Raw genomic sequence first — 18610 nt, 5'->3', positions numbered from 1 at the left:
CCTGTCTGGTATCGTCAACCGCATGTCCCCTGCATCACCCTCCGCGACGCGCAAACCGTCGGCACGCGACCGCCTGCTGGCCGCCGCGGACGAGCTCTTCTACGCCGAAGGTGTGCACACCGTCGGCATCGACCGCATCATCGAGCGCGCCGGGGTCGCCAAGGCGTCGCTCTACACCTCCTTCGGCAGCAAGGAGGAGCTGGTCCGGGCCTATCTGGAGCACCGGCACGAGCTGCGCCGCAACCGGCTGCTGGCCGGGCTCGAGCGCTTCGACAACCCGCGCGACCGGATCCTCGGCGTCTTCGACGTGCTTGCCGAGGTGACCGCCATGCCCGGGTTCCGCGGGTGCGCCTTCTACAACGCCAGCGCCGAGTCGGTGGACGAGGGCGGCGCCGTCGAGCAGGTCTCCACCGCCAACCGGGCCTGGACCAGGGGTCTGTTCACCGAGCTGGCCCGCGATGCCGGGGTGGCCGACCCGGCCGCCCTCGCGGCCCAGCTGGTGGTCCTCTACGACGGTGCCTCGGTCGGCGCCCGGATGGACCGGCAGGCCGGCGCGGCCGCGCTGGCCCGCTCGATCGCCGAGCGCCTCCTCGACGCCTCGGTTACTGCTTAGCGCCGTCCAACGGTTCGGCGACGGCGGTCGCCGGGGCCAGCGCCTGGGCGTCGGACAGTTCGGACTTGATCTCGGCCTCGTGCGCCACGAAGTCGACCTTCTCGGTGGCCGCCGCCGGCACCTTCCTGCTGCGCAGCAGTGACAACAGCGAGCCGACCACGGCCATCGCGATGGCCATCCAGAAGACGATCACCAGGCCATCGTGGAACGGCTCGGCGATCAGCCGCGGGAAGAACTGCAGGCCGGTCAGGTTGGCCGCGTTCGCGGCCGGCAGCGCGCCGAGCACCGCCGGGCCGAGCAGCTCACCGATCGGGTTGAAGCCGAGGAACGCCGCGAACAGGGTGCCCACCGGCGGCAGCTGGGCGATGGTGTCGGCGGTGCCGGCCGGGACGCCCTGCCCGATCAGGCCGGAGCTGAGCGTGCCCGGCAGCGAGTCGGCCAGGCCGGCCACCATCAGCGAGAAGAAGACGCCGATGGAGAGCACCTGACCGGCGTTCTGGAAGGTGGCCCGCATGCCGGAGGCGGCGCCGCGCATGTTGGCCGGGACGCTCGACATGATCAGCGACGTGTTCGGCGCCGCGAACAGGCCGCCGCCCAGGCCGTTGATGAAGATCAGGGTGGCGAAGACGGCGTAGTTGAAGTCGCCCGGCAACAGCAGCAGGCCGACGAAGGACACCGCCATCACCAGCAGGCCGCCGGACGCGAACAACCGCGGACCGAACTTGTCGGAGAGGTAACCGGCGAGCGGTCCGGCCGCCAGGAAGCCGATCGTCATCGGGACGAGGTAGATGCCGGCCCACAGCGGGGTCTGCTCGTAGTCGTACCCATGAAGCGGCAGCCAGATGCCCTGCAGCCAGATGATCAGCATGAACTGCAGCCCACCACGAGCCACGCTGGCCAGCAGGTTCGCCGCGTTGCCGCTGGTGAAGCCGATGTTCTTGAACAGCCCGAGCGGGAACATCGGCTCGGCCACCCGGGTCTCGATCACGCCGAACGCGACAAGCACCGCCGCGCCGCCGATCAGGCCGAACAGCACCCACGGGTTGGTCCAGCCCATCGTGTGGCCACCGTACGGCTGGATCCCGTACGTAATGGCGGCAAGCACGGCCGTGAGGCCGATCGCGAAGGTCGCGTTGCCCCACCAGTCGATCTTCGCGGGCCGGCGGACGCCGGTGTCGTGCAGCGAGCGGTATGCCCACACGGTGCCGAGGATGCCGAGCGGGATGTTGACCCAGAAGATCGAGCGCCAGTCCCACTCGGCGAGCACCCCGCCGAGCACCAGGCCGATGAACGAGCCGGCCAGCGCCGAGACGATGTTCACGCCGAGCGCCATGCCGCGCTGCTCGGCGGAGAAGGCGTCGGTGATGATCGCGGCCGAGTTGGCCATCAGCATCGCGCCACCGACCGCCTGCAGCACCCGCCAGCCGATCAGCCAGAGCGCGCCGCCACCCCCGTCGAACGGGTCGAGCGACAGGATGATGCTGGTGATCGTGAAGATGGCGAAGCCGGCGTTGTAGATCTTGACCCGGCCGTACATGTCGCCGAGCCGGCCCAGCGTCACCACCAGCACCGCGGTGACCAGCATGTAGCCCATCAGCATCCAGAGCAGGTAGCTGACGTTGCCGGCGTCGAGCGGGTTGACGTGGATGCCCTTGAAGATCGCCGGGAGCGAGATCAGCACGATCGACGAGTTGATCGTGGCGAGCAGGTTGCCGAGCGTGGTGTTCGACAGCGCGACCCACTTGTACCGAGGGTGATCGACTGTGATCACGCTAATACCCCCTAGCTCTTCTTTTGTGTGGGCAGGATCAGGCTGGTGGCTGCTCGACCATCAGGTCGCCGAGCCGCTCCAGGGCGGGCAGCGCCGCCACGATGGCGGCGTGATCCTCGGCGGGCAGCTGCTCCAGCAGCGCGGACAGCGCCCGGGTGCGGCCCTCGCGCCGGCGGGCCACGGCGTCCCGGCCGGCGTCGGTGATGGTGACGACCACGGCCCGCCCGTCGTCCGGGTCGCTGCCGCGGGCGGCCAGGCCCTCCTTCTCGAGCCGGGTGATCAGCTGCGTCATCGCGGGCTGGCTCACCCCTTCGGGCGCGTGCAGCTCACAGAGCCGGTGCGGGCCCGAGCGCTCGAGGCGGCGCAGGGTCGAGGCGGCGGTCAGGCTCAGCTCGGAACGCGGGGTGAGCCGGCGAAGCACCTCGTAGAAGCGCTCGAAGCCGCCGGCGATGGCCACGTCCTGGGCTGAGAGATTATCTGTATGCCGCACTCAATTTTTATATCACCAACTTATGGAAGTCCCGCGCCGGGGTGACGTAGGGCTCATTACCCATGGGTAATCGCCCGGACGAGCCGGTATGTCCTACCCATCCCGGTGTGCCCGTGATGACAGCATGCCGTCATGGACGAGCAGACCTTCTGGGAACTGGTCGACCGGATCGGCCCCGACCCGGCCAACTTCGACCGCCTGGCCGACGAGCTCTCCGACCACGGCGCCGCGGACATCCGGGACTTCGCCGACCATCTGGCCCGCGCGCTGCACGCGCTGGACACCCCTGCGCACTATCGCGCGGTGGCCACCTCCGGCACGTCGTTCCTGGGCGTACGCTGCGCGGCCGTCGCCGCCGGAAACCGCGCGTACCGGAAGGTGCTGACCGTGCCCGCCGAGCTCGCCTCCTACGCCGCCGCCCCCGGCGACCAACTCCTCCCGGTCGCCGAGCGCGCCTACCGCACCGCCACCCGCTCCGACTGGGAGCACCGGACCGAGGTCAGCACCCGCACCGGCGCCAACGCCGCCGCCTGGGACACCTCCTGGCTGCACCCGCACATGGGCACCACCACCGGCGAGGCGCACGCGCCGCAGGACTACATGATCGCGTTGCGGCACGTGGCGCTCACCCTGGACGCCGACCCGTCCTGGCGGTCCTGGTGGCGGCAGTCCGGCCTGGCCGCGTGCGAGTTGGGCATAGTCGCCGAGGGAAAGCTCGACCACCTGCGCCCGAGCGCCGACATCCGCAAGTGCAACGACCGGTTGCGGGCCAACTTCACCTGCGCCCTGCCCTCGACCGACGCCGACCTGCCGGCCCGGGCGGCCACCGAGGTGCGCTCGATGTTCGAGGTGATCCGGCAGGCCATGGCGCTGCCCGGGCTGCCACCGACCCCGCACGTGCCGAACCTGCCGGCCGATCCGCCCGAGGTCTCGGTCACCACCAAGCCGCTGCCCGCGCTCCCGGCCGAGCTCGAACCGCAGGGCTACCTGACACTCACCCAGATCCAGGAGTTCTTCGGCTGACCGGCCTGTCGAGTTGATTCGTCGCTGGTCCCAACGACGGACTACTATCTGACCGCCATGGATACTCGGCCTCGGGAGACCAGCATGATCGCCTGGTCGGAAGCTCCGACTGCGATCGTCACCCGGGAGCCCGAGGCACCGGCCACGACCCGGGAAACCCCGTCCGGCCGCCTTGCCTGGCTCTTCTGGGCGCTGCCCGCCGTGGTCGCCGCGGCGCTCGGCGCGTGGCGGCTGACCGTCCCCGCCCTCTGGGCCGACGAGCTGGCCACCTGGGGTGCCGTCCGGCTCAGCTGGGGACAGCTGCGCGAGCTGACCGGCAACGTCGACATCGTGCTGGCACCGTATTACGCGGCCATGAAGGCGTACGCCTCGATCGCCGGCACCTCGACGGTGGCCCTGCGCCTCCCCGCCGTGCTCGCGATGATCGGCACCACCGTGCTCACCACGGCCCTGGGCCGCCGCCTGGGCGGGCCGTTCGCCGGCCTGTTCGCCGGCCTGATCTTCGCGCTGCTGCCGGTGACCTCCCGCTACGGCCAGGAGGCCCGCTCCTACTCGTTCGCCATGTTCGCGGCCGCCCTCGCCGTGCTGCTGCTGATCCGGCTGCTGGAACGGCCGACGGTGCTGCGCGCCGCCGCCTACGCCGGTGCCCTGGTGCTGGCCGGCCTCAGCCATCCGCTGAGCACCATGCTGATGCTGGTCGCCCACCTCATCGCGGTGGCGTGCCGCCGCTCCTGGCGGGCGGTGGCCTACTGGGTCCCGGCGGCCGTGCTCGGCGGCCTGCCGGCGCTGGTGCTCACCGCGCTCGGCACCCGGCAGCGCGGCCAGCTCTCCTGGATCAAGGTCCTCACCGTCGACCTGGCGCAGCTGATCCCCGAGCGGATCTTCATGTCCGGTGCGGTCGCCGGCATCGTGCTCGGCCTGGCCGTCCTCGGCGTACGCGCCTCGACCGACGCCGCCAGCCTGGCCGCCGCCGGTTTCGCCCCGATCCTCCTGCTGTTCGCGGCCGGCCTGGTCGAGCCGATCTGGAACGCCCGCTACGTCCTGATCGCCCTGCCCGCCCTGGCCGCCCTGGCCGCCGCGGCCGCGATGCGCTTCGGCCCCCGCTCCACCACCGTGGTCGTGCTGCTGCTCGCCCTGGTCGGCTGGCCCTACCAACTGAGCGCCCGCGGTCCGGCCGGCCACTCCGAGGACTCGAAGATGATCGCCGCGGTGATCACGCCGCTCTACCGCCCCGGCGACGTCGCGATCTTCGCCGACACCCACCCGAGCATCCCGTGGGCGGCCCGCGACATCTACGAGCGCTACCTGCCGTCACCGCGCCCGCCGGACGTGCTGCGCACCGAGCCCCAGCGCACCGACGGCCACTTCCTGGCCACCGAGTGCCCGGCCGCGGCCTGCCTGGGCACTCCCGCGCGGATCTGGGTGATCCGGGTCGACTACACCACCGACCCGTTCGCCGACATGGCCCCGGCGAAACGCAAGCTTCTGACCGACCACTACAAGCAGGTCCGTCGCTGGCAGTACACGCTGCTCACGATCACCCTGCTGGAGCGCAGGCCCGAGCCGAGGACCACCCGCTAAGGCACTTCGACGACGACCTTGCCCAGCGCGCGGCCCTCGCCGACGTGGGTCAGGGCCGCCGGGACCTCATCGAGGGTGAACGTGCGGTCGATGTGGATGTCGAGGTCGCCGGAGGCGCAGAGGGCGGCGATCGGCTCGAAGTGGGCCGGGCCCTCACGCACCGCCAGCACGCCCAGGCGGCGGCCGGTGACGAGGCCGGCCAGGGCACCGACGGTCAGCACCCGGAGCAGCGTCGACACCGAGCCGCCGACGCAGCGGTAGCGGCCGCCCGGCGCCAGCGCGCGGCGGTAGGCGAACACCGACCGGTGCGCGACCAGGTCGAGGACCAGGTCGTACGGGCCTTGGCGGGTGAAGTCGGCCCGGCGGTAGTCGATCACCTGGTCGGCGCCGAGCGCGCGCATGAAGTCGAGCTTGCCGGCGTTGTCGACGCCGGTCACGTGCGCGCCGGCCCGCTTGGCCAGCTGGATCGCGAACGCGCCGGAACCACCGCCCGCTCCGTTGATCAGGAGCCGCTGCCCGGCCTCGATCCCGGCGATGCCCTGCCGGGCGATCGCGCCGGCTTGCGGGATCGTCGACGCCTGGGTGAAGGTGAGCGCGGCCGGCTTGACCGCCAGCACCGTTTCCGGCGCGATCGCGTACTCCGCGAAGCCGCCCTTGAACTGCAGGTTGTCGCCGTAGACCTGGTCGCCGGGCCGAAACCGGGTGACGGCCGGCCCGACCGCTTCGACGTGGCCGGCGATGTCCGAGCCGAGTGTGCGGCGGGCCGGCCGGCGCAGGCCGCCGATCCGCGAATACAGCGGGGTGCCGACCAGGGTCTCCCAGTCGCTCAGGTTGATCGAGGTGGCGGCGACCCGGACGAGCACCTGCCCGGCCACGGGGGTCGGGGTGGGCAGGTCGGCGATGCGGAGCACCGAGGGTGGTCCATACCTGTCGTACACGACCGCTCGCATCAGCCTTATGTAGCATCCCCGAGCCACCCGCCCGGGCGGTTTTTGTGGACAGAAGCCGCAAGACGGCATGGTCCAAAATAGATCGACTTGATCGGGCCGGGTAAGGGCCTAGTATCACTGGGCGCAGGCTTCGCCAGCGCTCGACTACACAGCGCTTAACTCCGGGGGCTCTGGTGGCTAACCGACACCGCGCCGTGATCATCGGAGTGAATGGCGCGGGTGTCGACTCCGCTCTGCAACCGATTCAGTACGCTCAGCAGGACGCGCTCGCGCTCGCCGACGTTCTGTGCGATTCACGCAGCGGCAACTTCAGCCCGAGCGACATCACGATCTTCGTCGGCCCGGAGGCACGCGCCGACCGGATCAAGGAGCGACTCCGGGACATCGCGCTGGCGTCCGACGAGTCCGACGTACTCGTGGTGTATTTCGCCGGTCACACTCTGGAGCCGTCCTGGAGTTATGGCACGGATCTCTACCTGGTGACGCCGGACTTCGACGAGTCCATCCTGTCCCGTCGCCCGGACGAGGGCCTGCGGATGTCGTTCCTGACCCAGGACGTTCTGCACCACTTCCGGGGGATGTCGGTGGTGATGCTGGACTGCTCCTGGTCCGGCAGCAGCGCGACCTTCCAGGGCGCTGACCTGATCCGCATCGGCGGCCGCGACGACCACCGGCACGCGATGCTGGCCGCCTGCGCGGCCCGCGGCTACGCCCGCGAGGACCCGGAGCTGCAGCACGGTGTCTTCACCCACCACGTTCTCGAGGGCCTGCGCGGCGCGGCCGCCGACGCCCGCGGCGCGGTGACCTTCGACTCGCTGAGCGCCTACGTCTACGACCAGGGCCTCGACCGGCGCCAGAGCGTCCTGCTGCGAGCCCGCGAGACGATCGAGCTGACCCGGCCGAACGCCAGTTCCGCGCAGGCCGACCGACCGGAGTCGCCGCCCGCCCAGGTCACGGTCGACCTGCTGGCCAACCCGCTCGACCGGCACCTGCCCGACCTGACCCGGCTGGTCAGCCGGCTGGCCCGGTCCGCGGCCGGCCACGCCGAGCGGGTCGAGTACGTGAAGGCGGCGCTCGGTGCCGCGGCGGTCGCCTACCTCGGTCGCGGCACCGACGGATACGTCGCGATCGACGCCACCACCGGTTTCGACCACGACCCGACGCTCCGCAATCTGCTGCGCGCCGCCGACGGTGATCTGCGCGCGCCGCTGGGCCGCCGCGGGTTCGGCTATGTGGCGAGCGACGGCCTGCGGCGGCTGTGGTGCGCGCCGCTCGGGCAAGCCGCCAGCGGCGGGTGGCTGGCCGTCGTCGATCCGCCCGAGTGGCTGGTGGAGCTCGGCCAGGCCGGCGCGAAGGTGCTGGAGACCATCTGGGACGCCGACTTCGCCGCCTCGCCGGCCGAGTCCGAGGTTCGGGTGCTGTCCGCCCTGCGCACGGCGTTCGGCCGGCTCCCGGACGAGCTCTTCGAGCGGGCCCTGCACCTCTACCGCGAGGTGCTGGACTCGTTCCGGATGGTCTTCCAGCCGGTGGTCACGATCGGCGAGGCCTGGCCCCAGGTCGGCGTGCACAGCTACGAGGCACTCGCCCGGCGCTCACTGACCGACCAGAGCGCGCCGTACGCGATGCTGCAGCTCGCGCACACGTGGGGCGACCACTTCGTGGTCGAACGCGACCGGAGCATCCTGAGCAAGGCGCTGATGAGCTACAAGCTGGCGCACGCCGACAGCCCCTGGAGTACGGACGTCCCGAAGCCGGTCTCGGTGAACGTGTCGGTCCGCTCGCTGCTCGACGACTCGTACGTCGAGAACCTCCGTGACCTGGTCACCGAGCTCGATCTGCACCCGCACGCCGTCACCCTGGAGATCTCCGAGCAGGACGCGATCGAGCCGTGGGCCGGCGAGCAGTGGGGCGAGGCTCCGCATACGTATTTCAACAAGCGCCTCGCCAAGATCGCGCGGGACGTCGGGGTCGCCTTCGCCCTCGACGACTTCGGGGTGGCGCACGCGTCGCTGTCCCGGATCGCCGAGCTGCCGCTGACCCACATCAAGGTCGACCGCACGATCCTGCACCACCAGCTGGCGATCCAGGAGCTCGAACTCGTGGTGGCGTTCGCCCGCGACGCGGTCGATCGGGGCGAGACGCACACGCCCCGCGCGGTGGTGGTCGAGGGCGTCGACGACAAGTCCCCGGTGAGCCTCCGGCAGATCTACCGCAGCGGCATCCGGCACGTCCAGGGCTACATCACCGGCGAGCGCGGCACCCCCGACCTGCACCACCTGGCCCCCGCGGTCCGCAAGGACATCGCGGCCCGGGTCCGCGGCGACGGCGAGGACCGCCCCACCGCCCTGACCCGGCAGGACCGAGACCCCGGCGAGACGTCACTGCGCCGCAGCGCCTGACCCGCCGGCCAGCAGTGGCTCGATAACCCTCAGTAGGTAAGCGCGATCAACTCGCGTAGCTCGGCGACCGCGGCCGGGGGCAGTTCCGCCTCGGCCGCGGGCAGCAACTCGGCCCGGATCAGCTGAAATATCTCGATCTGGGCCTCGGACGGCAGATCCGGGATCCACAGGCTGCCCAGGTTCTCCTCGACGACCGTCCGTAGCGACTCGGCGGTCTTCTCGTCGGACAGCCGCGGGATGAGGTATTCCAGGGTCCAGTCGAAGAGGCCGCCGGAGGACTGCCAGTCGCGACCGGGACGGACCATGATCAGGGCGGCCATCAGTGCCCCAGGGTGAAGACGCGCGGGGCCAAGCGGCGGACGGCGATGAACAGTTCGATCCTCTCGATCTGGGTGGGGGTGAACAGCGTGACGTCCACCGGCACGAATTGTGCCTTGTTCAGATGTAACAGGATCTGCTGGGAGAAGCGCCGCCATTGCTGGTCGAAACGGCCGGCCGAGAACGGGCCGACCGCGTCGTACGAGATGCCGAACTGATCGAACCAATCGGCCCGGGACCACCGCGGCGCCCGGGTCAGTCGCACCCCGAGCGCCGCTTCGATCCGTACCGCTGTTTCCGCTTCGTTGTGCCGATAGCGGCCGGTCGCCGTGTCCATCCCCAGGGCACGGACGCGGACGGCGTCCACCAGAGGTGGGGGAAATCGGCGCAGGCGGAAGGTGGGAGGAGCAGCCAGGGTCGCGACAGTCATTTCGCCCACCTCCGCCGGTTCAGCGATCTATTCGCTCGGGCCGATGCCGCCCGGGCTCCCGCTGTTGCGGCACCCGGGCCTTTATCTGAGGAGACTTGGGGGTGATCACCACCGGCGAAGGGCCTTGGCCGACACCCGCGTAGAGGACCGGCTTGCGGCCGCGCAGCGCGACGCCGTGCAGGAGCCCGATCGCGGCGACCGCGACCAGCCCGACCGGCACCGACCACACCAGCGCCGACTCGGGCGGCACCCCGAGCAGCGACGGAATGTTCCAGAAGGCCAGATAACCCAGGGTGCCGAGGGCCACCGTGGACAGGATCGGCGCGATGAACCGGCCCCACGTGCCTTCGCCGTTGGGCACCCGGTTGAGGTGCAGCAGCGCGGCGAGCGCGGTGGCCAGCAGGACGACGAGGATGCCGAGGCCGCCGACCACGGTGAGCCGCTGGGCCAGGATCGACGGCGTGCGCACGCCGGCCAGATAGGCCGCGACCAGCGCGACGGCGGCCACCGCCGAGATGGTGAGCGACGCGGTGCGCGGTGCGTGGGTGCGAGGTGCGGTGCGGGCATACGCCGCGGGCAGCACCTTCTCGCGACCCATCGCGTAGAGATATCTTGACATCGCGTTGTGCAGCGCCAGCATCGCCGCGAGCAGCCCGGCGAGCAACGCGATCCGGCCGGCGGTCACGGCCCACGGCGCGAGCCGGGCGGCGGCGAGGTCGAACACCAGCTCCGAACCGCGGGCACGGGCCAGCGCGGTGATCTCGCCGGGACCGGCGCCGGCGCCCAACGACCAGGAGACAAAGGCCAGAAGCAGAGCCAGAACAATTACTGCTGCGTACGTGGCATAGCCCGGTTCCCGCCGCGGGCGCATGGCCTCCTCGGCATACGTCCCGGTGGTCTCGAAGCCGACGAACGCGAGCACCCCGATGGCGAGCAGCAGGCCGAGGGCGGGCCGGTCGACGGCGGCGGACGGCAGGATCGCGTCGGCGCTGAGGTGACCACCGGCCGGGTCGAGGACGTTGGCGGTGCCGAACCCGACCACGACCGCGATCTCGGCCAGGGTGAGCAGGGCGAGCAGCCCGCTGGCGATCTCCACCCGGATCAGGCTGAGCAGGGTGACCAGCAGCCAGCAGGCCCCGGCCACCATCCACCAGGCCGCCTCGATGCGGAACCAGCTGTGCAGCAACGGCGCGGTGGCGACCCCGACGATGCCGTAGAGCCCGAGCTGAACGGCCTGATAGGAGGCGAGCGCGAGCCAGGCGGCGGCGAGACCGGCCGGGCGGCCGAGGCCGCGGGAGACGTAGGTGAACATCGCGCCGGCGTAGGGCGCCCGGTGGACCATGGCCGCGTAGGTCGCCGCGAAGAGCAGCAGCACGACCGCGATCGCGGCGAAGGTCAGCGGGACCAGTGGCCCGCCGCCACGTGCGTAGGCGGCGGGCACCACGCTGGTCAGCACAACGATCGGCGCGGTCGCGGCCAGCGCGAAGAACGTGACGGCGGCCGCGCCGATGCGGCCTGGGGCGAGGGTGTGCGGCGAGTGCTCGGGCGTACCCACAGATCCATTGAGCCTGATGCGGTACGAACTGACAACCGCCCGTGTTGTTTCACTCACTTTCGGTCAAGCATTTGGCACATATGGCCGCTGACCTCAGGGCTCTATGAGAATTTTCCGACCGACGCCCGCGCGGAACTGCTCCAGAGCCGCAGAGTACGAGGTCAGCGGGAATCGGTGAGAGACGAAGATCGATGGGTCGAGGACGCCCGCGGCGAGCATCTGGCCGGCCCGGTCGAAGCTGTGCAGCACCGCCATCGACCCGGTGATGGTGATCTCCCGGCGATAGATCTCGTACGGTTCGATCGCCACCCGGGCGTCGTAGCTCGCCACTCCGAACTGGAGAAACGTCCCGCCGCGGCCGACCCGGGACAGCCCGTCCCGGATCGCCGCTTCCACCCCCGTACAGTCGATGACCACGTCGAATCCCCGTGGCGCGACCAATTCGTCGGCATTCGCGACGGCTGCGGAGCAGCCGAGCCGGGACGCCGTGGCCAGCCGCTCCGGGTTGAGGTCCACCACGGAGACCGACTCGGCACCCGCCCGTTTCGCGAGTTCGAGCATCATCAGCCCCATCGTCCCGGAGCCGTAGATCAGGTACGACGACGCCATGGTCCGGGGCAGCACGTCGAAGCCGCGCAACGCGCAGGACAGCGGCTCGATGAGCGCCGCATCCCTGGCCGGCAGATGAGCCGGCAGCGCGAACAGGTTGGCCATCGGCGCGACCACGAACTCGGCCGCGCCGCCGGCCACCGTCACCCCGATCGCCGCCCAGTTCTCGCACTGGTTGCCGCGGGCCCGCTTGCAGTAGTAGCAGTACCCGCAGTAGAGCGACGGGTCGATCGCCACCCGGTCGCCGACCGCGTACCCGGTCACCTGCGAACCCACCGCGACGATCTCGCCGGCCATCTCATGACCGGGCACGATCGGGTACGCGGGCGCGAACTCACCGTCCATGATGTGCAGATCGGTGCCGCAGATGCCGACCGCGGCCGGTCTGACCACGACCTCGGTCGGCCCCGGAGCCGGGTCCGGGACCTCCTCGATGGCGATCGTCCCCGGCGTGACCACGACCGCAGCCTTCACTTGACGGCTCCCATCGACAGGCCGCGGACCAGCTTGTTCTGGGCCACCCAGCCGGCGATGAGCACCGGCAGCGACACCAGCGTCGCCGCCGCGCACAGCCGCGCCAGGAAGAGCCCCTCCGAGGAGATGAACCCGACCAGGAAGATCGGCGCGGTGCCGGCGTTGGTGGCGGTCAGGTTGACCGCCAGGAAGAACTCGTTCCAGGCGAAGATGAAGCAGATCAGCGCGGTCGCCGCGAGCCCGGGCGAGACGATCGGCATGATGATCTTCCGGATCGAGGTGAGCAGCCCGGCGCCGTCCACCTCACCGGCCTCCAGCACCTCGCGCGGCACCTCCAGCAGGAAGGACCGCATCATCCAGACCGCGAGCGGCAGGTTCATCGAGGTGTAGAGGATGACCATCGTCCACACGTTGTCGAGCATGCCCAGGTGCTTGGCCAGCAGATAGACCGGCAGCAGCGCGGCCACCGCCGGCATCATCTTGGTGCTGATGAAGAAGAACAGGGTGTCCGTCCACTTCGCCACCGGGCGCAGCGAGAGGGCGTACGCGGCCGGCGTCGCCAGCAGGATCACGAGCAGCGTCGAGAAGACGCTGGCCATCAGCGAGTTCAGCAGGAACGGCGTGATGTTGCGGTCGAAGATCTGCGCGTACTGGTCGAGGGTCGGGGTGAAGGTCCAGCTCGGCGGGTTGCTGGCGGCCGCCTGCTCCTGCTTGAAGCTGGTCAGCACCATCCAGATCACCGGGAAGACGAAGACGATCCCGGCGATCCAGGCCACCACGCCCCACACCGTGTCGTGCAGGCGAGCCCTCATCGACTGTCCTCCATCTTGAAGAGGCTCGAGATGACCCGCAGGGCGAACGTCGCCACGATGATCGTCAGGATCACCACGACGACACCGGCCGCGGAGGCCTCGCCGTACTCGAACTTGCGGAACGTGGTCAGGTAGATCTCGTACGGCAGATTGGTGGTTGCCTGTCCCGGACCGCCCTGGGTGATCGTGAAGATCGCGTCGAACGTGTTGACCAGGTAGATCGAGCCGAGCAGCGCCCCGAGTTCGAGATATTGCCGCAGGTGCGGGAGGGTCATCCGGCGGAAGATCTGCCAGGCGTTCGCGCCGTCCACCCGGGCCGCCTCGAGCACCTCGGTCGACTGCGACTGCAAGCCGGCCAGCAGGATCAGCATCATGAACGGCGTCCACTGCCACACCAGCGTGGCGATCACCGCCGCCTTCGGGTATGACGAGATCCAGTCGCTGGACCCGCCGAAGATGCCGTTGATCAGGCCGTACGCCGGGTTGAAGATGGCGTGCTTCCAGAGCAGCGCGGCCGCGACCGGCATGATCAGGAACGGCGTGATCAGCATCGTCCGCACGATCGACCGGCCGATGAACTTCCGGTCCAACAGCATGGCCAGGGCCAGCCCGAGGATGATCGAGAAGAGCACCGCACCCGCCGTGAGCAGCACCGTGTTGAGCAGCGCCGACTGCAGCCGGGAGTCCTTGAAGACGGTGATGTAGTTGTCGAGCCCGACGAACGGCTTGTCGCCCGGGCGCAGCGCGTTCCAGCTCAGCGTGGACAGGTAGAGCGTGTAGAGGAACGGCACCTGCGTGACGACCAGCGCGAAGATCAGCGCGGGCAGCAGCGGTGCCCGGCGCACCCAGCGGTCCTTGGCTCCGCCCTTGGCGGGCGGGACGGGCGCCTGGGTGCGCTCGTCCCGCCGGGCTGCCAGGGTCGTCACTACTTCTTCTGTTTCGCGGCCACGTCTTCGGCCAGCTTCTGACCGTCGGCGAGGGCCTTGTCGACCGTGTTGCTGCCGGCTATCGAGGCGCTCACCTCCTGCGACACCTTGGTGCCGAGGTCGGCGAACTCGGGGATGCCGACGAACTGCACGCCCAGCGCGGGCCGGGGCTGCACGCCCGGGTTCTGCGGGTTGGCGTGCTCGATCGAGCCGAGCGTGACGTCCGCGAACGCGGCCGCCGACTCCTTGTACTGCGGGATCGAGTAGGTCGAGGTGCGCTTGCCGGACGGCACCCGGGACCAGCCGAGCTTCTCGCCGACCAGCTTCTCGTAGTCCTTGCTGGTCGCCCAGGAGATGAACTTCCAGGCGGCGTCGGCCTTCTTGGTGGTCTTCGGCATCGCCCACGCCCAGGTCCACAGCCAGCCCGAGTACTCGGTCTTGTTCACCGGGGCGTACGCGTAGCCGACCTTGCCGGCCACCTTGCTGGCGTTCTTGTCCTCGAGGGTGCCGGCGGCCGAGGTGGCGTCGTACCACATCGCGGCCTTGCCCTGGCCGAACGTGTTCAGGCACTCGGTGAAGCCGGCCTGCGGTGCGCCCGCCTCGCCGTACTTCTTGACCAGGTCGACGTAGAACTGGGTGGCCGCGGTGAACTCCGGCGAGTTGACCTTCGGGGTCCAGTCCTTCTCGAACCAGGTGCCGCCGTACGTGTTGACCACGGTCGTCAGCGGGGCGAACAGCTCACCCCAGCCGGGCAGGCCGCGGAGGCAGATCCCGGCCACGCCGGCCGGCTTGTCGTTGAGCTTCGCGGCGAAGTCGGCCACCTGCGCCCAGGTCGGGTGCTCCGGCATCGTCAGGCCCTTGGCCGCGAACATTTCCTTGTTGTACATGAGGAACGAGGACTCGCCGTAGAACGGAGCGGCGTACATCTTGCCGTCCTCGCCGGTCAGCGAGTCGACCATCGGCTTGAGCAGGTCGGCCGAGTCGTAGGCGGAGTCGGCCGAGGCCTGGGTGGAGAGCTCGTGCAGCCAGTTGTTCTTGGCCCAGATCGGCACCTCGTACGCGCCGACGGTTGCCACGTCGTACTGTCCGCCCTGGTTGGCGACGTCCTGGGTGACTTTGTCGCGAAGTTCGTTCTCCGGGAGGATCGTGAACTTCACGGTGATCCCGGTCTGCTTGGTGAAGTTCTCGGCGGTCAGCTTCTGGATGTCTTCCATCTGCGGGTTGCCGACCATCAGGGCGGTGATGGTGTTGTCACCGGAGTCGCCGCTGCTGCCGCCGGTCGAGCCGGCGCCGGAACATCCGGCGGTCAGCAGCAACAGGCCGGCCGCCGCTATCGCGAGTTTTTTGGGCATGGTGGAACCTCCGTTTATTCGAAAACGGCTTATCAGAGGGGGAGTGCGTCAGACCCGAATTACTTGCGGGCCGAGCCGGGAATAGCGATGCGCCTCGGAAACCGGCAGGCCGGTGTCCGTGACCAGTGATTCGAAATCGGAGATCTCGGCGAACCGACAGAATGTGCGGACGCCGAATTTGGTGTGGATGCCGAGAAATACGCGACGACGGGCAGCGCGCACCGCGTGCGACTTGATGTCGGCGACGGCCGGGTCCGGGGTGGTGAGCCCCGCCTCCCGGGAGATCCCGTTGGCGCCGATGAAGGCCAGGTCGATCACGAAGCCGGCGAGCATGCCGGCCGCCCAGTGGTCGACGGTGGCCAGCGTCCGGCCGCGCACCCTGCCCCCGAGCAGGAGAACCGTGGCCGGTGAGTTCGCTGCCAGCCACGCCGCGGTGTTCAGTGAGGCGGTGACCACGGTGAGCGGCCGGTCGGTCGGTAGCGCCTCGGCAATCAGCTGCGGCGTGAAGCCCTCGTCGATGAAGATCGTCTCCGCGTCACCGAGGAGGCCGGCCGCCGCGGCCGCGATCCGGCGTTTCTCCGGCACCCCGCGCGTGGTGCGGATCGCCAGGTCGGTCTCGAATTTCGCGGTCTCCACCGGGTACGCACCGCCATGCGTACGCCGGAGCAGGCCGTTCTTTTCCAACAGCCGCAGATCACGGCGGATCGTTTCGGCGGAGACGTTTAATTCGGCGGCCAGTTTGGCGACATTGACCTCACCGTGCCGGCGAGCCAGCGCGACGATCTGATGCTGTCGCTCGTCCCCATTCAAACCGCACCCCCAACGCCGATCAACCGTGGACTATTTGTAACACCGAAGAAACGTGTGGTCCGCATCACCATCCAGGCAAGTTAGTTGTTTACTTGCCCGCTTGGCCATCATCAGTCCGCAGAGCTTTCCACCCCAAAGGCGGGCAAGAGCCGCAAATCGTCTGCCCGTTTGGCGCAGAAGTCTGACCGATCTGTGCCCGAGGTGTGCGACCGGGCTTTCGCTCAGGTGGCGCACAGGGCGGCCGACTATGGGGCCGTGCAAGCGACCCAGCAACTGACGGAGTTCCTGTCCGTCGTCGCCGACCGGCCCGACAGCCCGGCCGTGCAACACGCCGCCGTCATCTGTGCCGCCCGCGCCCTCCAGGCCGACGTGGCCGTGCTGCTGATCGACGACGGCGTCGCCGCGGCCTTCGGGCTGGACGCCGGCGACGCGCCGGTCTATGCCCTCGGCGAGATCGCCGCCGGTCACCGCACCGTCCTCGACCTGGCCGGCCACCGCTACGCCGTGACCTTCGCCGACATCGGCGGCGACGTCCCCGGCCTGCTCGTGGTGGGCCGCCGCGGCGACCAGGCGTTCAGCAGCCAGGAGGTCACCCTGCTGCGCAACATGGCCCGGGTCTTCCAGCTGAGCCTCAGCTCGCTGCAGATGCTGGAGAGCGAGCGCCGCTACGCCGAGGAGAACGACCGCCTGCACGACTCGCTGCAGCAGCGGCAGCTGCTCTTCGAGAAGCTGACCGAGGTGCAGCGGGCGATCGCCCGCCGGTCCCCGCTCGACAAGATCCTGCAGACCGTCACCAACTCCGCCCGCGAGTTGCTCAACGTCGAGATGGCCTGCCTCAACCTGGTCGACCGGGAAAACCCCGGCGTCGGCAACCTGGCCGCGGCCAGCGGCGTACCCGAAGAGATCGTCCTCGCCGCCACCCGCCTGCCGCTCGCCGCCGGCGGCGTCTCCGGCCTGGCCGTCCTCGGCGACGAGCTGGTCATGGTCGAGAACTACGCGGCGTCGCCGATCGCCATGCCCGCGATGACCAAGGCCCGGCTGAGCTCGGTGATGGCCACCCCGGTGCACGAGAACGGGCGCGCCGTCGGCAGCCTCACCGTGGGCATGTACAGCACCACCCGGGAATGGGACAAGCCCGCCCAGGAGATGCTGCGGGCGTTCGCCGAGCACGTCAGCCTCGCCATCACCGACGCGCGCACCCTGGAGGCGATGAACCAGGCGTTCCTGGACTCGCTGACCGGCCTGCCCAGCCGCGCGCTGTTCCAGACCCGGATGGAAGAGGTCCTCGCGGCCGACTCCGGCGGGCTCGCCGTGCTCTTCATCGACCTCGACCGCTTCAAGATGGTCAACGACTCGCTCGGGCACGCCGCCGGCGACCAGTTGCTCGCCGGGGTGGCCGAACGCATCCGCGCCTGCCTGCGCGAGGTCGACATCGCGTCCCGGCTCGGCGGCGACGAGTTCGCCGTCCTGCTGCCCGGCCTGAACTGCGCCACCGACGCCCAGCCGGTCGCGAACCGTTTGCTCGAGATGATGCGCAAGCCGTTCGACCTGAACGGCACCCCCGCGTACGTCACCGCCAGCATCGGCATCGCGTTCAGCGAGGCCGGGACGCACGGCGCCCAGGAGCTGATGGTCGACGCCGACCTCGCCATGTACCAGGCGAAGAAGCACGGCAAGGACAAGTACGAGATGTTCGAGCCGGTCATGCGGGAGATCTTCCAGGCCACCATCGACCTCGAGGCCGACCTGCGCCGCGCGGTGGTCCGGCACGAGTTCGAGCTGCGCTACCAGCCGATCGTCCGCCTCGACACCAGCGAGATCACCGGCGTCGAGGCGCTGATCCGCTGGCAGCACCCCACCCGCGGGGTCGTCCCGCCGGTCGACTTCATCCCGCTCGCCGAGGAAACCGGCATGATCGTGCCGATCGGCGAATGGGTGCTGCGCGAGGCCACCAAACGGGTCGCGGAGTGGAACAGCCGCCGTCCCGACCGCCCGCTCACGGTCAGCGTGAACATCTCCGCGGTGCAGCTCGAGCACAGCGTCCTGCCGGACGTGGTGCAATCGGCGCTCGACGCGTCCGGCCTGCCGGCCGAACGCCTCACCCTGGAGCTGACCGAGAGCCTTCTGGTCGACCACCGCCCGGCGACGCTCCACCGCCTGGAGGCGATCAAGGCTTTGGGCGTACGCCTGGCCATCGACGATTTCGGTACGGGCTATTCGTCGCTCGCCTACCTACGCCAGTTCCCGGTCGACATCATCAAAATCGACAAGTCCTTCGTGGACGACGTCGTCGACGAGCCGACCGCGGCCGCCCTGACCCACGGCATCATCCAGCTGGGCCGCGCCCTGCAGCTGTCCACGATCGCCGAGGGCATCGAACACGTAGGCCAGCTCGACTCCTTGGCCGGCGGCAACTGCGAGCTCGGCCAGGGCTACTACTTCGCCGAGCCCTTGACCCAGTCCGGCCTGGACGAACTCCTGTTCCCACCGGAGCGAG

The 18610-nt window shown here is 69.7% G+C and carries 16 protein-coding genes; 5 read left to right on the top strand and 11 right to left on the bottom strand.

Annotated elements, in window-relative coordinates; genetic code table 11:
• Positions 1-22: 22 nt before the first annotated feature.
• Complete coding sequence (locus Adu01nite_RS42480) at positions 23-613, top strand: TetR/AcrR family transcriptional regulator (protein WP_203735053.1); 591 nt, start codon at positions 23-25, stop codon at positions 611-613.
• Here Adu01nite_RS42480 and Adu01nite_RS42475 read toward each other — a convergent pair.
• Together Adu01nite_RS42475 and Adu01nite_RS42470 are read right to left on the bottom strand one after the other, a co-directional pair.
• Positions 603-2384: an MFS transporter gene (locus tag Adu01nite_RS42475; protein WP_203735052.1), complete on the bottom strand. Its 1782-nt coding sequence runs from the start codon at positions 2382-2384 to the stop codon at positions 603-605. The two genes, Adu01nite_RS42480 and Adu01nite_RS42475, sit on opposite strands and share 11 nt — an antisense overlap.
• A 37-nt stretch (positions 2385-2421) precedes the next feature.
• Entirely contained in the window at positions 2422-2874 is a 453-nt protein-coding gene (locus tag Adu01nite_RS42470; protein WP_203735051.1) for a MarR family winged helix-turn-helix transcriptional regulator, read from the bottom strand.
• A 132-nt stretch (positions 2875-3006) separates the two neighbouring features.
• Here Adu01nite_RS42470 and Adu01nite_RS42465 point away from each other — a divergent pair, with 132 nt between their 5' ends.
• On the top strand, positions 3007-3897 hold the full coding sequence (locus Adu01nite_RS42465; protein ID WP_203735050.1) for a DUF4240 domain-containing protein: 891 nt from the start codon (positions 3007-3009) through the stop codon (positions 3895-3897).
• Positions 3898-3954: 57 nt separating this feature from the next.
• A complete protein-coding gene (locus Adu01nite_RS42460; protein ID WP_203735049.1) occupies positions 3955-5478 on the top strand; it encodes a glycosyltransferase family 39 protein in 1524 nt (507 codons plus the stop codon).
• Here the strand turns inward: Adu01nite_RS42460 and Adu01nite_RS42455 are convergent.
• On the bottom strand, positions 5475-6428 hold the full coding sequence (locus tag Adu01nite_RS42455; protein WP_203735048.1) for an NAD(P)-dependent alcohol dehydrogenase: 954 nt from the start codon (positions 6426-6428) through the stop codon (positions 5475-5477). The genes Adu01nite_RS42460 and Adu01nite_RS42455 overlap by 4 nt on opposite strands.
• Positions 6429-6622: 194 nt before the next feature.
• On the opposite strand from Adu01nite_RS42455, the gene Adu01nite_RS42450 reads away from it, so the two are divergent.
• On the top strand, positions 6623-8827 hold the full coding sequence (locus Adu01nite_RS42450; RefSeq protein ID WP_203735047.1) for an EAL domain-containing protein: 2205 nt from the start codon (positions 6623-6625) through the stop codon (positions 8825-8827).
• 29 nt (positions 8828-8856) lie between these two features.
• Here the strand turns inward: Adu01nite_RS42450 and Adu01nite_RS42445 are convergent, their stop codons facing one another.
• The 8 genes from Adu01nite_RS42445 to Adu01nite_RS42410 all read right to left on the bottom strand — a co-directional run bounded on the left by Adu01nite_RS42445 (position 8857) and on the right by Adu01nite_RS42410 (position 16113).
• The gene (locus tag Adu01nite_RS42445; RefSeq protein WP_203735046.1) at positions 8857-9147 is read right to left on the bottom strand and encodes a hypothetical protein; all 291 of its coding nucleotides are present in this window, start codon (positions 9145-9147) and stop codon (positions 8857-8859) included.
• Positions 9147-9575, bottom strand: coding sequence for a hypothetical protein (locus tag Adu01nite_RS42440; protein ID WP_203735045.1), 429 nt, complete (start codon positions 9573-9575; stop codon positions 9147-9149). Before Adu01nite_RS42440 ends, Adu01nite_RS42445 begins: the two co-directional genes overlap by 1 nt.
• 19 nt (positions 9576-9594) lie before the next feature.
• Entirely contained in the window at positions 9595-11130 is a 1536-nt protein-coding gene (locus Adu01nite_RS42435) for an APC family permease (protein WP_239133140.1), read from the bottom strand.
• 93 nt (positions 11131-11223) lie between these two features.
• A complete protein-coding gene (locus Adu01nite_RS42430) occupies positions 11224-12213 on the bottom strand; it encodes a zinc-dependent alcohol dehydrogenase family protein (protein ID WP_203735044.1) in 990 nt (329 codons plus the stop codon).
• Positions 12210-13025: a carbohydrate ABC transporter permease gene (locus Adu01nite_RS42425; protein ID WP_203735043.1), complete on the bottom strand. Its 816-nt coding sequence runs from the start codon at positions 13023-13025 to the stop codon at positions 12210-12212. Before Adu01nite_RS42425 ends, Adu01nite_RS42430 begins: the two co-directional genes overlap by 4 nt.
• Positions 13022-13951 (bottom strand): carbohydrate ABC transporter permease, encoded by a 930-nt coding sequence (locus tag Adu01nite_RS42420; RefSeq protein ID WP_203735042.1) that lies wholly within the window; start codon positions 13949-13951, stop codon positions 13022-13024. The genes Adu01nite_RS42425 and Adu01nite_RS42420 overlap by 4 nt, the downstream gene beginning before the upstream one ends.
• Positions 13951-15303 carry an ABC transporter substrate-binding protein gene (locus tag Adu01nite_RS42415; protein WP_203735041.1) on the bottom strand — a complete coding sequence of 451 codons (1353 nt, stop codon included), beginning with the start codon at positions 15301-15303 and terminating at the stop codon, positions 13951-13953. The genes Adu01nite_RS42420 and Adu01nite_RS42415 overlap by 1 nt, the downstream gene beginning before the upstream one ends.
• A 48-nt stretch (positions 15304-15351) precedes the next feature.
• On the bottom strand, positions 15352-16113 hold the full coding sequence (locus Adu01nite_RS42410) for a DeoR/GlpR family DNA-binding transcription regulator (RefSeq protein ID WP_203735040.1): 762 nt from the start codon (positions 16111-16113) through the stop codon (positions 15352-15354).
• A gap of 255 nt (positions 16114-16368) precedes the next feature.
• Between Adu01nite_RS42410 and Adu01nite_RS42405 the strand changes: the two genes are divergently transcribed.
• On the top strand, positions 16369-18610 hold a 2242-nt coding region (locus Adu01nite_RS42405; RefSeq protein WP_239133139.1), incomplete at its 3' end, for a putative bifunctional diguanylate cyclase/phosphodiesterase.

Source organism: Paractinoplanes durhamensis (assembly GCF_016862175.1).
In the GTDB taxonomy this organism is placed as follows: domain Bacteria; phylum Actinomycetota; class Actinomycetes; order Mycobacteriales; family Micromonosporaceae; genus Actinoplanes; species Actinoplanes durhamensis.
The sequence above is the reverse complement of the archived record's forward strand: the minus strand, read 5'-3'. Positions and strand labels throughout refer to the sequence as shown.

What these genes read in the sequence shown, in the direction of transcription:
- Adu01nite_RS42460 (WP_203735049.1), top strand. Translation starts at nt 3,955, where the DNA reads ATGGATACTCGGCCTCGGGAGACCAGCATGATCGCCTGGTCGGAAGCT.
- Adu01nite_RS42480 (WP_203735053.1), top strand. Translation starts at nt 23, where the DNA reads ATGTCCCCTGCATCACCCTCCGCGACGCGCAAACCGTCGGCACGCGAC.
- Adu01nite_RS42455 (WP_203735048.1), bottom strand. Translation starts at nt 6,428, where the DNA reads ATGCGAGCGGTCGTGTACGACAGGTATGGACCACCCTCGGTGCTCCGC.
- Adu01nite_RS42465 (WP_203735050.1), top strand. Translation starts at nt 3,007, where the DNA reads ATGGACGAGCAGACCTTCTGGGAACTGGTCGACCGGATCGGCCCCGAC.
- Adu01nite_RS42440 (WP_203735045.1), bottom strand. Translation starts at nt 9,575, where the DNA reads ATGACTGTCGCGACCCTGGCTGCTCCTCCCACCTTCCGCCTGCGCCGA.
- Adu01nite_RS42425 (WP_203735043.1), bottom strand. Translation starts at nt 13,025, where the DNA reads ATGAGGGCTCGCCTGCACGACACGGTGTGGGGCGTGGTGGCCTGGATC.
- Adu01nite_RS42415 (WP_203735041.1), bottom strand. Translation starts at nt 15,303, where the DNA reads ATGCCCAAAAAACTCGCGATAGCGGCGGCCGGCCTGTTGCTGCTGACC.
- Adu01nite_RS42445 (WP_203735046.1), bottom strand. Translation starts at nt 9,147, where the DNA reads ATGGCCGCCCTGATCATGGTCCGTCCCGGTCGCGACTGGCAGTCCTCC.